Origin of the sequence: Devosia rhizoryzae (assembly GCF_016698665.1) — a bacterium.
GTDB lineage: Bacteria > Pseudomonadota > Alphaproteobacteria > Rhizobiales > Devosiaceae > Devosia > Devosia rhizoryzae.
On record NZ_CP068046.1, the window covers coordinates 3,252,511 to 3,266,343 of the forward strand.

14 protein-coding genes and 1 tRNA gene are annotated in these 13,833 nt (G+C 57.3%); 8 read left to right on the forward strand and 7 right to left on the reverse strand.

The window, feature by feature from the left end; all coding sequences use genetic code 11:
- The first annotated feature begins 44 nt into the window (after nucleotides 1-44).
- A complete protein-coding gene (locus JI748_RS15950; protein WP_164532873.1) occupies nucleotides 45-302 on the forward strand; it encodes a GlsB/YeaQ/YmgE family stress response membrane protein in 258 nt (85 codons plus the stop codon).
- Between the two features lie 21 nt (nucleotides 303-323).
- Nucleotides 324-824, forward strand: coding sequence for a YidB family protein (locus JI748_RS15955; protein ID WP_201632945.1), 501 nt, complete (start codon nucleotides 324-326; stop codon nucleotides 822-824).
- Between the two features lie 363 nt (nucleotides 825-1,187).
- On the opposite strand, the gene JI748_RS15960 is transcribed toward JI748_RS15955, so the two are convergent.
- The 3 genes from JI748_RS15960 to JI748_RS15970 form a co-directional block, all read right to left on the reverse strand.
- Complete coding sequence (locus JI748_RS15960) at nucleotides 1,188-1,853, reverse strand: putative phage abortive infection protein (protein WP_201632948.1); 666 nt, start codon at nucleotides 1,851-1,853, stop codon at nucleotides 1,188-1,190.
- Nucleotides 1,854-2,075: 222 nt separating this feature from the next.
- Complete coding sequence (locus JI748_RS15965; RefSeq protein ID WP_201637443.1) at nucleotides 2,076-2,621, reverse strand: SLATT domain-containing protein; 546 nt, start codon at nucleotides 2,619-2,621, stop codon at nucleotides 2,076-2,078.
- 28 nt (nucleotides 2,622-2,649) lie between these two features.
- Nucleotides 2,650-3,531: an SMODS domain-containing nucleotidyltransferase gene (locus JI748_RS15970; RefSeq protein ID WP_201632951.1), complete on the reverse strand. Its 882-nt coding sequence runs from the start codon at nucleotides 3,529-3,531 to the stop codon at nucleotides 2,650-2,652.
- 228 nt (nucleotides 3,532-3,759) lie between these two features.
- Here JI748_RS15970 and JI748_RS15975 point away from each other — a divergent pair, with 228 nt between their 5' ends.
- The 3 genes from JI748_RS15975 to JI748_RS15985 all read left to right on the forward strand — a co-directional run bounded on the left by JI748_RS15975 (nucleotide 3,760) and on the right by JI748_RS15985 (nucleotide 7,226).
- Entirely contained in the window at nucleotides 3,760-4,845 is a 1,086-nt protein-coding gene (locus JI748_RS15975) for a DUF4238 domain-containing protein (protein WP_201632954.1), read from the forward strand.
- A gap of 583 nt (nucleotides 4,846-5,428) precedes the next feature.
- A complete protein-coding gene (locus tag JI748_RS15980) occupies nucleotides 5,429-5,995 on the forward strand; it encodes a recombinase family protein (RefSeq protein ID WP_201632956.1) in 567 nt (188 codons plus the stop codon).
- 979 nt (nucleotides 5,996-6,974) lie between these two features.
- Nucleotides 6,975-7,226: a helix-turn-helix domain-containing protein gene (locus JI748_RS15985; RefSeq protein ID WP_233280560.1), complete on the forward strand. Its 252-nt coding sequence runs from the start codon at nucleotides 6,975-6,977 to the stop codon at nucleotides 7,224-7,226.
- Nucleotides 7,227-7,228: 2 nt separating this feature from the next.
- On the opposite strand, the gene JI748_RS15990 is transcribed toward JI748_RS15985, so the two are convergent.
- The 4 genes from JI748_RS15990 to JI748_RS16005 all read right to left on the reverse strand — a co-directional run bounded on the left by JI748_RS15990 (nucleotide 7,229) and on the right by JI748_RS16005 (nucleotide 11,049).
- The gene (locus JI748_RS15990) at nucleotides 7,229-8,833 is read right to left on the reverse strand and encodes a site-specific integrase (RefSeq protein ID WP_201632962.1); all 1,605 of its coding nucleotides are present in this window, start codon (nucleotides 8,831-8,833) and stop codon (nucleotides 7,229-7,231) included.
- Nucleotides 8,834-8,899: 66 nt separating this feature from the next.
- A tRNA-Ala gene (locus JI748_RS15995) sits at nucleotides 8,900-8,975 on the reverse strand.
- A gap of 50 nt (nucleotides 8,976-9,025) precedes the next feature.
- Nucleotides 9,026-10,042, reverse strand: a complete 1,017-nt coding sequence (locus JI748_RS16000; RefSeq protein WP_201632965.1) for an NAD-dependent epimerase/dehydratase family protein — start codon at nucleotides 10,040-10,042, stop codon at nucleotides 9,026-9,028.
- Nucleotides 10,042-11,049, reverse strand: a complete 1,008-nt coding sequence (locus JI748_RS16005) for a Gfo/Idh/MocA family protein (RefSeq protein WP_201632967.1) — start codon at nucleotides 11,047-11,049, stop codon at nucleotides 10,042-10,044. The genes JI748_RS16000 and JI748_RS16005 overlap by 1 nt, the downstream gene beginning before the upstream one ends.
- A 158-nt stretch (nucleotides 11,050-11,207) precedes the next feature.
- Between JI748_RS16005 and JI748_RS16010 the strand changes: the two genes are divergently transcribed.
- The 3 genes from JI748_RS16010 to JI748_RS16020 all read left to right on the forward strand — a co-directional run bounded on the left by JI748_RS16010 (nucleotide 11,208) and on the right by JI748_RS16020 (nucleotide 13,697).
- Nucleotides 11,208-12,542: a hypothetical protein gene (locus tag JI748_RS16010; RefSeq protein WP_201632983.1), complete on the forward strand. Its 1,335-nt coding sequence runs from the start codon at nucleotides 11,208-11,210 to the stop codon at nucleotides 12,540-12,542.
- Entirely contained in the window at nucleotides 12,539-13,333 is a 795-nt protein-coding gene (locus JI748_RS16015; RefSeq protein WP_201632986.1) for a COG3904 family protein, read from the forward strand. Before JI748_RS16010 ends, JI748_RS16015 begins: the two co-directional genes overlap by 4 nt.
- Nucleotides 13,334-13,409: 76 nt before the next feature.
- On the forward strand, nucleotides 13,410-13,697 hold the full coding sequence (locus JI748_RS16020) for a hypothetical protein (RefSeq protein ID WP_201632989.1): 288 nt from the start codon (nucleotides 13,410-13,412) through the stop codon (nucleotides 13,695-13,697).
- Nucleotides 13,698-13,833: the final 136 nt, after the last annotated feature.

Genomic DNA, 13,833 nt, shown 5'->3' on the forward strand with positions numbered 1-13,833 from the left:
GCTGTCCCAAAGCTCGTTTGATGTTCACCAAAAGGAGAGTGAGCATGGGCATTATCTGGACCATCATCATCGGCTTCATCGCCGGCGTTATCGCAAAGTTCATCGTACCGGGTCGCAACGAGCCGTCTGGTTTTATTCTGACGACGATCCTGGGCATCGTCGGTGCATTCCTCGCAACCTTCCTCGGCCAGGCGCTCGGCTGGTATGGTCCTGACGACGGCGCAGGTTTTATCGGCGCGATCGTTGGTGCCGTGATCATCCTGGTCATCTGGGGCTTCATCGCCGGCCGCCGCCGCGTTTAATCACCATCAAGGAGACCGCAAATGGCACGCGGAACACCATCCATGGTCGCATTGCTTGGGCTGCTGGCCGTTGCCGGCTACCAGCATCGCGACAAGCTGGGCGAATTGCTCAACGGTGCCGGCAACCAGACCCGCAATCCCAATGACCCCAACCCGTCGCAGGGCGGCTTTGGCGACATCCTAGGCAATCTCGGCGGCGCCTTGGGCGGCCTCGCCGGTGGCGCAGGCCTTGGCGGTCTCCTCGGCGGCCAGGGTGGCGCGGCTTCGGGCAACGGGCTTGGCGACCTGCTCGACAGCTTCCGCCAGGGCGGTCGCACCGATAAGGTCGACAGCTGGGTGGGTACCGGCGCAAATTCGCCGGTCGAGGCGCGCGATCTTGAGGATGTGCTGGGCGAGGATACGATTGCCGAACTTACGCAAAAGACCGGGCTCAGCCGCAGCGAACTGCTGGATCGGTTGTCGGTGACCTTGCCGGAAGCGGTGGACAAACTGACGCCGGACGGGCGTTTGCCGGCCTACTAAGGGCTATAGGTCAAAAATTACACCCCGGCGCGGCCAATGGCTTCGCTGGGGTTCTTGTTTTTGGGAAGGGAATGGTGGAGCTGAGCGGGGCGTCCACCACCGTCTGAGAAGTCCGGATTGCTGCGGTTCTGTAGGGTGGCTGGTGGAACAAATGTCCCACCTTCTTTGCTCACTGTCGCAAGTAGCATCCGGAATTCCAAGCTATTTCCACCGGGTTTGCAGCTTGCCGCGACTAGCGCCCTAGACATCCATGCCATCTTGAGGCCAGGTAACAAGCCTAATGCGAGAGCCAGACAGCAGGCTCACTTGATAGCTTCGTGCCCACGAGCACAACGAAAGGTAGGGAGGTTAGTATCCCAATATCTATCTCGTTCGCTCCCCGTTGGTAGCCACCAATTTCCAGTTCCCAAGCTCAAGGGACCAATAACGCGGACGCTTCCCCTTAGCCTTCTCCCACTCAAAGAGAACGGTGGGGAAGCTAGCTTTCATGTCAAATTCTTGATCGAAACCGAAGAAGCGCTCTGGGACGTTAGCGAAGGGTTTGTATTTAGAGGTAATTCCAGTCGAGACCCATTCACGACCTAAGTGCGAGATCACGTTAAGCATCAACACAGCTTGATCGTAGTTGGATAGCTTCGCTCTGATGACTTTTCCGAGTTCTAATTTTCTTTGATCACTCAGTCGAGACTGATCCAGTAGCGTGTACATAGCAAACAAGTTTCGCACATAGTGAGAGTACGTTGCTTGATGTCCCGCGAACCAGCCCTTGTGTTTTGTAACACGGTCTCTTAGCCGTGCCACCTCATCTTGCACGACCTTGATTTCACTAGCGCCATACATCTCCAGAGAGCTAAGCGCCTGGGTGTTTATGCCGTAGAATGTATAGGTGAATGCGATATCGATACGATCCTCTACCGTCCAAGGACCTATAGGAAACAGGCGCTTCGCAATTTTGTAGATCGCGCTAAACTCTCGTAGAAACTGAGAAGCACCAGCGGCGTCGGAGACACTTTGATGGGTGTTCAGCATTTGCGCGAGTACACCTAGAACTGCGTTAAACGCCTCAGCCCGTCTTGCAGAGCGCCATGTCAAGAAAACTACTGTGAGGGTGATCGCAGCGACTATGGTGCCCCATACCCCGCCTATATAATCTCCGAGTAATCCCGAGTTCTGCAGCTGGTTAACCGTAGATGGCCATAGGAGTTTGAAGTCCATACCTGATCAGATGCCCCGAGTATGTAGCAATGTAGTTTATGGTTTTCTTGTCGATCGTCTAAGACTGCTAGGTAGAAGGAGGTCTAACTCATCCTCTGCGAATGTTAGGTCCTCGTTGTATTTCAAAGCAGCTTGAGCTTTGCCGTATGCTTTGCCGTCGGTGTGAGGGGCGCCGTGATATATTTTGTGAAGGGCGAGCTGTAAGGCATCCCGTCTATTGCGCAGCGCATCCAAACCTGTTTGCTGATCCACGACGTCGGTGATCAGGCTGAGATAAGCCTCCCGAATGTTCCATATGTCGGAGGCGGCCTCTCTATGACGTTGCGCTAATGCCCCTGGGTCCAGATCTTTCAGATAAGCGTTGAATATCAAGCTCATTATCGACAGCGCCGCCGTAGCATATCCAGCATACAGCTCGTAGGCGGAGCCTTTCGAAAAGATTATTCCAACTGCACCACCCGTAATCAGTGCGGACAGTATGATGTTAGCCCATTTTGCTCGCTTATGTCGGCTATGCAGCCGCTCTGCCATCTTCTCGTGCGTTTTATGGGTGTACGCACAGCGCCCATAGCACTCTCGGATCTGGCTCTCTAAGGCATATCGCTCCGTATCAGGCTAGAAACTTTGGGCCAAAGACGGACCTCCATTTTGCGCGACGCTGAGGGCCTTCGCTATCTTGTTGCAGTGAGCATGCGGCTAAGCTGATATTGTAATCAGTAAGAGCTTTGGATTGAAAGTTTCCTTTAGTCGCCACGTAGGAACCGCTCCCCGGCATTCGCCAGTAAGTTTGAGCCCTAGATTGGTCTGACATATATTTTAGAAAGTCTCGTGCCATGTAGTCATGGTACAGGAAAGCCTTGTCCCTATACTCCCAGTTCTCGATAAACTGGTACGCCAATGTATCGATCAAAGCCCCCGACATTGGTACGTCGTTGTAGTCCCGCCAGACGCGCATCATTCGACAAAGATGCTTCAAATTACGGTTAGTAGCCAAGCTCCGTAGGCGGATCGCTTCAATTTCAGCGCGCGGGTTACATGCTTTCCAGCTGCCACCATTATTCGAGTTTGGATAAGTCCAGGTATCAATGGTGTTCACAAAGGCCGGAAGTATTTCAAATTTAACTCCGTCTTGAAAATTGATTACGACTACCTGTCCATCGCCTGAAATCTCTGACGTTGGATAAGTGTTCCGTACAGAATTTCTAACCGCTTGTAATAGTGCGGACTGTCCATTTGTCGCGTAGGCATTGAACTTTGCATAAAGAGCAGGGGGGAGTAGGTACCCAACATCCAAGTCGCTCACGCCTTGTGCGGCGGTGTCTCGTCCATACGATCCGACGTAAAGACTATTCGCAGTTTCACTGTCGATCCCCCGGAAGTCCTTGTTTAGCTGCCTTGTGATGCGCTTGTACCGGCGGGAAATGGAGGTCATCATCTCCTGGTCGATATTGTATTGGTCCTTAAACCTACTAAAATCGTCCGCGACGCCCATTGCTCATCCTCTGCCGAAAGCCTGTATTATCCTTCGCAGCAATCCAGAGCAGCAGGCTTCTAGGTTGTTGGTGCATCCGCTTGTGGAAAGCGCCCCAATGCATAGAGAACAGCTGCCTACCTTGCGTTGTGTAGATAAAATCGGTCGCTTGGTTGAGGGCTTCTATTCGTCTTGAGGGTGTCGCTTCTTGTCGGGCTATATTCATCCGACTGTCGGGAGAGAAGATTAATGGGTCGAAAGCGTAGGCATCACTTTGTACCTCGCCTTATGCTGAACAGGTTTGCGTCCCGATCGTACCCAGAGCGCAAGGTGTACCTGACCTGGATGTACAGCCTTAATCAAGAACCGATCGAAGTCAGCACCAAAGATACTGGTCTTGAGAAAGACTTTCACGGTGAGAACGATCACCTGGAAGATATGTTTATGCAGGTAGAAGGCAATGATGCCGCTCTATTAAGGCGCGCACATGAGGATGGCGCCGACCTTCTGAGTATCTCCGGTGCACTGGCCGATCTTGCCTGGGTCATGGCTTTCCGAACAAAGACCTTAAGAGAGCACCTCACAACTGCGGTCCAGTCGGGTCTTAGCGAGATGTCGAGACAGGCTACGTCGGAAGACGCTGCTGCTTACTATCGGCGGCAAATCGAGACAACTCTGCAAGAGCGCTTCGGGGAGTTGCTTAACTCGCTTCCTGAACACGAGCGAGAAGCTTTTAAGCTCAGCCCGCAATTTAAGATTGTGAGGCAACAGGCAGCACAAATGGCTGAGGCGTTGATATCTTCGGGGGTGATGGGGCAGTTTGTAAGTGAGGGCTTTAGTTTCGTTAGCAAGCAGGCCGAGGAAACGACTGTTGTACGTTCCAGCCACAACGATGGACTTGAAAAACTCCTATTGTCGGAAAAACGCTGCCCCGAAAACAGGAAGCCAGACAAATGGCTGGTAGTTGAAAGTGCTAAGGGAGAGTTCGTCCTTGGTGACAGTGTTGTTTTTGCGACGGACAGGGAAGGTGTACCTCGTTCATTGGTTGGGGCCAGTGCAGACACAACAGATATTTATCTACCCATCAGTCCGTCGAAAGTTCTGGTTGGGCTAATGCCCGGCGTTGAGCAGCCTGCTCTTAAAGCTGCCCAAATTGTTGACCTAGCGGTCTCGACGTCCAGGCAAAGTTTCTTTGCAAACTGCTTTAGCCCTCACCTAGTGGAATTGCACAGGCTGAGGCTTGGCAGGGACGCTCATTTGATGGACACGGATCTAATCAAGGCTGCTGTAGCAGGAGTATGGTCCAGGAATTTATCCGCCGGGCGGACTGAGTAATAGCGGATCGGAGTTTCCGGCAGATTTTTTTGCGAGGGTATATAGACGCAATCAGGAGCTGCAACTCCCCCGTACCCCCTTGCAAGTGGGCCGCGCCAGCGCACTTGAAGGAATAGCATACAGCATGACAAGTGCCGTCGTGCCCTCTTTAGAAGCGATTAAGAGGGGTGGGTGCAGGTGCCGGACTTAAATCAATTCAACTGCCTTAGTCCGCCAGCGGGTGCGAGCGCCCCTAATCCTCCGTATATGGAATAAAACAGGCTCTACAATCACCGCTCAGTGCGTCTCTCAGGTAATGCTGATTGCTTCGACTGAATACCAGATCCTCAGGTTAAAGGGTCTGTGCCGGTATCAGTTTCAATTGGTCCAGCATGGGGAATAAAACAGGATACATACCGCTAGTGTTCTCTAGGTAATACTAGTCACAATAGTCATTGATCATCGCTCCTACCGTTGCCCACTTGGGTATACCTGAGCGAGACAGCAGCATGAGACACCCAGATTGTATCAATAGGGTTGACTTGGTACAAATGATACAGTAGCGATCTAGGGTATAGACCCTATTGAGACATATGAGATCGCTATGGGACACCTCTACGGCTACGCTCGCGTATCCAGCACTGACCAGAGCCTAGACGTTCAGCATGCTGCCCTGACACTAGCGGGATGTAGTATCATCCGGTCAGAGAAGAAATCCGGCACTACCACTGAAGGCCGGCCTGAGCTTCAAACGCTCATCGACTTCGCTCATCAAGGCGACACAATCGTAGTCACACGGATTGATCGCCTCGCACGGTCTATCGCGGATTTGGCGGGGATAGTGCAGGTGCTTGAAGCCAAAGGGGTCGCGCTAAAGGCAACTGAACAACCTATCGACACCAGCTCGGCCGCAGGCAGGGCGTTCCTGCAGATGCTGGGCGTGTTTGCAGAATTTGAGACTGCAATCCGTCGAGAGCGGCAGATGGAGGGAATTGCCAAGGCTAAAGAGGCGGGTGTCTACAAGGGTCGTCCACCGTCAATTGATGCGGCAAAGGTGCTGGAGTTGAAGGCAGATGGCCTAGGGCCCAGCGCAATAGCCAAGCAGTTGAGTATTGGTCGAGCCTCAGTCTACCGGGTTCTGCAGAGTGATGTGGGTCAAACCGTTGAGTGAGTCAGAAGCGTCAAAATCATATGGCAGGTGTCGGTACATCTAGTGCCTGGGGGGCTCGTCGGACAAAGACGGGCCCTAGAACGGCCAGAGATGGCCTTGGAGAGGTGAACGCCGTTGCCCTGGCGGCGATGTAGCGTGTGAGTTGCCTAGCCCGGCAGCGGGCCTCCTATCGAGCAGGCTCATTCAGTTAAATTATTGGTATTTATTACTTTCTGTACATATCCTCTGCAGTCGGTACCGTGACCTATTCTGCAGCTCCAAGGTATGCCGCTGCCTCGATCTCCCTTAGTACCGATTGTACCTTAGGGCTCGTTCGCATGTCTGAGCTTGCAAGCCAGACTTGGACGTCCAACTCGCCTTCAGCAGCTGTAACATGTCGGCCTAGTGCGAACCTCAGTTCAAGCAACCAGGGAAGTGCGTGAGTGCTTAGAAGAAAGGCAGCAATGGTTGGGTCGTCACCGTAGTACCCTCTCAGTGCTTTTATCAGCACACCTACTTGGCGCTGGCCAGCTTCGCCCTCGGGTAGATCGCCGCGAGCTACGGCCTGCTGATAGTCTACGGGTTGCGACCTCAACCACTGCAGCGCGGTTCCACTGCGAACTTGGGCCTTGCTGGCTTCCTCTAGTGCTAACCATGAAAGGCGAGGCGCGGGGAACGTGCTACCGGGCAAGTTTCTGCCCGTATCTGTCTCCCTGCTCTCGGCACCCATCGCCAACTGCTGAGCATAAGGTGAGGCGCCTGCAAAGGTGATCGGGATAACAATTAGGACTAAAGCTGCCCAACGAGACAAGCTTAGCTTTCCAGATAATCGAGTAGCATGGCCCGTAGACAGGGGAAGGCGCCTGATAGGCAATTCCATGCTGAACCTCCTACGTACCGCCAGCTAGCCATCACAGGCTATAGGCTAATGAGAATATACGATTTTCTTATATTGCAGAAGGTCCGCTTACGCGACTGTCGAACCGAGTGTCAACAGCGCATGCCGAAGTCCCTTTATACAGAGCGGCACAAGGCGATTGCGGCAGCAATTGCTCAGCAACGCCGTGTCAGTGGACTCACCCAAGTGGATGTTGCAAAGGCGATGGGCGGGAATTGGAGCCAGCCGATTATAGCGAACATCGAGAGTGGTGGACGAAGGGTAGACCTCGTGGAATTGCTCAGGATGGCGGACATCATAGGGCTGGATGCAGAAGCTCTGATCCGAACCTTGAGACAAGTGCCTGATGAGTGACCCTAGAAGGCACTCTCCATCGCGGCCAAGAGAAGCTTGGGCGGGAAGCCCTTGCGGTTGTAGGTGTCTAGTGTTGTCGTCCCTTGCTCGTGACCAACGATTGCCATGATGTGTGGCTGCGACACGTTGGCGGCAACCAACTTGCGTACCATGGTATGCCGTAGACTATGGAACGTCAGTTGATCGGACTTGATTTCGAGCTCGGGCAGCAGGCTCTCATTTACCCATCGGCCTAGGTTGCGCCCATAGCCGTCGGACTTGTTGTGGGGCAAGTCAGGGAATAGCCTCTCGTTTCCCCGTCGAGCCTTCATCTGCTCAAAATAGTCGAGGAAGCCGAATCCGATTAGTCGGGGATGAATCGGCACAATCCGCTTGGAAGCAGCGTTCTTGAGCTTCTTCAGTGTGCCCGGCTTTCGATTGATGTCGAAACACCAAACGCCATCCACCTGTAAGATGTCGTCTAGATGGAGCTGTGCGATCTCGTTGAGCCGAGCTCCTGTATGGATCGCAATAAGCGTTCCCCATTTGTGATGGTCCTTCTGACCAACTCGCCCGAACAGAACTGCATCTTGGATCAGCTTAAGCTGAGCATCTGTAAACGGCAGGCGGGGTGCATCATCATCGGATTTATTGGTGCGCAGCGATAGGCCACTAAATGGATTAGCCTCGCAGTGCCCGTTCTGGACGGCCCAGTTGAACATCCCGTTGTACGTGTGCAGGTATTTATTGATGGATAGATTATGGAGCTTTGGGACGTTGGGCATATCGAGGACTTCCACCAAAGGCTTGCCCCGTGTCACTCTGCCTTTGTTCCGATTAGCTGGATAGACTAGTAGCGTGTCGCGCATTAGGTGGGCCTGCTTGCGACCAACCTCACGAGCCGGAAAGTCTCGCCCGAGACGCTCGTATAGCAACTCAATGTGCTCGTCCTTGGCAGCCTCGGTCTTGCTCGTCCAGCGACCTTCGCGCTTGGCATACTTCCAAAACTCACTGACCAGTTCTGCAATGGTCAGGGGTGTCAACTCCAGCTGTTGAGCCTTCTGGTCCACCGAAACCGGACCAGGCGAAAAATCAATGGTTTCGGCCTTGCTACTGTAGTTAAGGGCTGCCTCCAGATAGGCTTGGCGCCCCTTAAAAATCAGTGTGCCAAGCTTATCAGTAAGCTCGTCCGTATGTTCGATCTGTAATTCGTATTGCTGCAAGAACTCGGCAACTTCTTGCTTAGCCCACTCGACGCTAAGAAAACCATCGGCAACTTGATCCTGCGTCAATCGGATGGTCTCATTGCATTGACGCTGCATGATCTTTGACAGCGGCCCGTCAGCATCGATGCGAGCTTCGGCTCTGGCTACCATTTTGGCGAAGTGCGAATGCACCAATTCGCGCAGCTGTTTATGGTCCATCAGCCTGTGCACACCACGTTGAATTAGCATTTGGGTGAGATAGCGCAGGGGCGATGCAAGCTGCAACGCTTGTCTAGGCTCGCGGGTGCGAAGAGATATTTTGATGCTGTAAGCTTTGCTAGAAGCCTCAGGCTCCCCAGGCACGGTCCAGCGAAAATAGAATATGCCGTGCCGGGAGCGCTGTAGATAGGTCGGATTGAACAAGCCGATGTCCCACTTGGTTGTCCCACCAAGCAAAACCAGTAGCTAAGTCCTTGATCTGTATCGGAATGGTGGAGCTGAGCGGGATCGAACCGCTGACCTCGTCATTGCGAACGACGCGCTCTCCCAACTGAGCTACAGCCCCTCACCGGCACCATATATGGCGAAACTCGGCGGAGCCGACAAGGCCCGTTGCTAGACGAGGCGGTGCTCGACGAGGCTTCTTGCGGTGGCGAGAATGGCCTCTTCGGACGGGATGAGCGGGCGGCCGAGGAGTTGGGTGGCAGCGCTCGGGTCGAGGCGCTTGGCGTAGCCGAGTTCGCCGATATTGTCGCGCACGTCGCGATCAAAGAGGGCGTAGAGCCGAACGGCCCAATCGGGGAGTTCGACGCGCGGGATGCGCCGGTCGGGATAGTGCTGGCGGAGGAGGCGCGCCGCATCGATGAAAAAGAGCGCGCTGTCGCCCATGGGAAAGCGCCGGCCGCCGGCTTCGGGGCTGGTCATAGCGGCGACATGGGCTGCGGCGACGTCGCGCACGTCGACGGCGGTGATCGGGATTTTGGGCGCGACCGGCACGGAGCCATCCATCAGGCGCTTGACGAGGGTAGCCGAGGTTCCGGGGTCATCGTCGAGCAGCGGGCCGAAGATGGCGCTCGGATTTATGGTGGCGAGGGCGTCGTGGCGGCCGGCGGCGTCCATGATTTCCCAGGCGCGGCGTTCGGCGCGGGTCTTGGACTCGATATAGGCGTTGAGCGGCCGGTCGCCGAGCACGGTCCAGTCGTTGGGGCCGAAGGGCGTGGTGCGGGTCTTGTCGTGGCCATAGGCGATGGCGGCCATGGAAGAGGTCAGCACCACGCGCTCGACATGGGCCGAAAGTGCAGCATTGAGCGCGCGTTCGGTGCCAGCGACGGCCGGGCCGATCAGTTCGTTGCGATCCTTGGGCATGGTCAGGGTGAAGGGCGAGGCGGTGTGCTGGAGATAGCGCACGCCTTCCATCGCTTCGGCCCAGTTTCGATCGGCGCTGAGATCGAGTTCGATAAACTCTAGCCGTGAAATGTCGGCCACGGCCTGGCTCAGGGTTTGCCGGACTTTTTCGGCCTTGCTCAGCTTGCGGACGCTGCCGCGCACCTCAAAACCGCTATTGAGGAGCGCCAGGGCGATGTGACCGCCCAGGAAGCCCGAAATGCCGGTGAGGAGGACCCGGTCGGCCATTAACGGGCGACGTCCGCCCAGCCGCCGCTGCGCTCGCTTTCGAAGATCGCGTCGATCACCCGCATCGAGGCGATGGCGTCTTCGGTGTCCCAGGGCAGGGGCTTGTTGCCAAGGACAGCCTGGGCGAAGGCTTCGGCCTGTTCGGTATATTGATCGACGGCGGGCAGGATTTCGCGGCGGGCGAGCGAGCCGTCGAAGGGCGCGCCGACGTCGATGGTGATGGCGGTGCGTTCGTCGGGCGGGGCGTTGAAGGGGATGACGATTTCGAGCTTGGCCTTGGAGCCAAAAACCTGGACGCGCTGATGGCCGGCGGTCTGGGTGGAACAGGTGAAGTTGAGCTGCCGTCCGCCGCCGAAATCGGCCATGACGCTGGCCAGGCGATCGGTGCCGAAATTCTCGTCGCGATCGACCAGCGAAACGACGCGCCTGGGCTCAGCCTCGAACAGGTAGCGCCCGGCGGTGATCGGGTAGCAGCCGATATCCATGATGCCGCCACCGCCGATATCGGCCATATTGCGCACATTGTTGGGGTCGGCATTGAAGTAGGTGAAGACGGCGTTGATGGAGCGGATATCGCCGAGCTCGCCGGAGCGGATGATCTCGCGGGCGCGGGCCCATTGCGGGTGGAAGCGCACCATGAAGGCTTCGAGCACGATGATGCCCTTGGGCACCTCACCCAGTTGTTCGGCCTCGGCCGCGGAAAGGGCAATCGGCTTTTCGCAAAGCACATGCTTGCCGGCGCGGGCTGCCGCCAGCGTCATCGGGATGTGGAGGTGATTGGGCAGGGGATTGTAGATGGCGTCGATTTCGGGATCGGCGAAGAGCTCTTCGTAGGAGCCATATGCTTTCTCAATCCCCAGCTGGTCGGCTGCGGAACGAGCCTTTGCGCCATCGCGCGAGGCGATGGCGACGACCTCGGAGCTGGGCGACTTCTGGATGGCAGGCGTGACCTTCTGCATGCCGATATTGGCGGTGGACAGAATGCCCCAGCGGACTTTGTTCGACATGTAGAGGTCTCCTCGTTGCGGGTGCTTGGGTAGGCTTTCGCTCACCGAACTGTCAACGCCGCGCGATTAACCATGGTCCGTTCTGCCACCGTTCCGCCGGGTTGGTTGTGTTAACGTCCTCTTAAGGCCCTGGGGAGGGCCACAGCGTCGGGGCTTTCATGCAGCTTAAACCCAATGCCTACCGTCTCAGCGAAACCGTGCGCGGCGTCGAGACGATGAGCCGCTTTGCCTTGGCGGTGCTGGCGCTCGCCTCGGGCGTCTATACCTATCTGGGCGTGCGCGGGCTCTTGGACGGCTCGGCGACCTTCGTCTTTTTCGCGGCCATCATTTATTCGGCGGCGGTGTCCGTTGCGATCTACGCCTTCTGGACCTTCATGATGCGCTTCGTGCCGCTGGTGACGGGGGGCGTGCAGCGCGTGGCGCTTTTCATCACCATGGCTATCGGGTGCCTCATGATCATGGCGATGAGCTCCTGGCTCAATGCCGCGGCGCTGGCCGGGTCGGCGGCGACCGAACAGCATATGGCGGTAACACTTCAGGGTTACGCCGAGGACCTCGACCGTGCCCATGCCAATGCGCTGGCGGCGCAGTCGCTGCTGCCGGACGTGCAGCGTGCGGCAGAGCGGTTTTCCGGCCTTGCTGCAGATGAACGGGAATCCGGTGCGCTGACCGGCACGACGGGTTCGGGAAGCGTCGTGCAGTTGCTGCAGCAGATGGGCACGCAGATGAACCAGCTGGCCACCACGATTACCAGCTCGCGTGACGAGGTCGCCTTGCAGTTCGAGCAAGGATCGGCGCGGCTGGCCACGATGCGCGAATTGGTTTCGACGCCAGGCGCCATCGAGCCGCGTACCGATGCCTTCCAGGCCGAAGCGGTGCAGCTCACTGCTGTGATTGCTGCGCTGCAGCAGACCGGCGTTGCGTCGTCAGTGCGGCGCGCTGCCGAGGATCTGTCGGCAGGCTTTATTGCCCCAGTTGCCGATGGCACCGTGGGTGATCTGGCCACACGGCAGAACCAGGTGATCGAAACGGTTCGTGCCTCGGTTGCCGCACAGTCGGCAGCATTGTCGACGGCAGCGGACGAAATCCTCGCGACCGAAGAAGTGCCGCAGCGGCGCTATGTTCCGCTGTCGAGTGCCGAGGCCGTGTTGCGCTATTGGCAGGATTTTATTCCGAGCTGGGCCGGCGCGATCTCGATCGACCTCCTGCCCGTGGTGCTGGTCCTGGTGCTGATGATCGTCAATGACGCGATGCGTAAGGATTCCCAGTCGCTCGAAGAAGCCGAGAACATCACCGCGGCGGAAATGCTGCGGGCCATGTCGATCTACCGGCAGATGGAGACCGCCGGGATCGATGTGGCGACAGGTAGGCCCAAGGAAGAGCCTGAGGAGCCCGTGCCGCCCGCCGAGGTGGTCGCCATTGAACCGGATACGACGGTGACCCCGATCGAAACGGCGCAGCGCAAGCGGGGTGACGGGCCGCGTCCGGCATGACAACCTTGGCGCCAAAAACGAATGGCGGGCTTCGCGGCTGGCTGAGCGGGCTCGAAGACGGCGCGGTTTTGCGCTTTGCTTTTTATGCCTTGCTCGCCGGCACGGTTGGCGTGCTCTATGTCGACTTCCGCGAGATGGCTTCGGTTGCCCCGCCACCGGCCTTGACGCAGATGCCGCAGCCGATCCTGCCGCCAGCAACGACGCCGAGCGGCGGCGGGCAGGAGCGTCCGCCGGTCACCAGCAGTCCCGAGCTCTTGGAAGCGCCGCTCGAGATCGCGCTTGCCAGCGGCGGCAAGCTGACCTTGACCGGGACGATCGATCCGGGGTCGTCGGCGAGGTTCCTGGCCGAGATCGAGGCGCGCGGGGAATATGTGTCAACCGTGCTGCTGGATTCGCCTGGCGGCTCGGTGGACGATGCCCTTAGCATTGGCCGGCTGATTCGAGAGCGGGACCTCTCCACCGAAGTCGCCAATGGCGGATTGTGTGCTTCGTCCTGCCCGCTGATCTTTGCGGGTGGCACGGAGCGGATCGCCGGGCGCGAGGCAGCTGTGGGCGTTCATCAGATTTATGCGGCGGCACTCAGCGCCACCCCTATCGACGCGCTCAGCGTAGCGGGCGTCGCCATGGCCGATGCGCAAGCGGTGACCGCCGACATCACCCGCTATCTGGGCGATGGCGGGGTTGATCCGGCGCTGTGGCTCCATGCGCTCGAAACGCCGCCAAGCCAGCTTTATTATTTTTCTCCGGAGGAAATGGAAGCGCTCAAGCTCGTGACCCGATGGAGTGAATAAAGATCAACGCTGACGGAACCGGAGGAGGACCGGGCCGTTTCGCGGGGAAATAACAAAAACGGAGGAGGAGGCTAGAATGACACAAGCCCATATGCTGACGCGGCATCGGGATATCCAGAACTGGGTAAGTGACCGCAAGGGCACCCCGGCGATCGCGCGTGTGCGCAATAGTTTGGGCGAGATGCGGGCGCAGCTCAAGCTGCGGTTCGCGCAGGGCCCCAAGCCGGCAAGCCTTAGCGTTGAGGACGGAATGAGCCCGTGTTCGTGGACGGCGTGGCTGGCAGAGCTTGATCGCCAGCAGCTGGCCCTGAAGGTGGAGCCGACGGGGCAGTGCGAGCTGGTTTCGCGGCAGGCGATGAATTAGGGGGGTAGCTGCGAAGGCCGGCCCCCACCCGGCCTCCCCCGTAAGGCGGGGGAGGAGTCTCATCGAGATTGAAGCTGTGTTTGTGGTCTTGCACGGAACAGCTCCTCCCCCGACTAACGGGGGAGGTTGGGTGGGG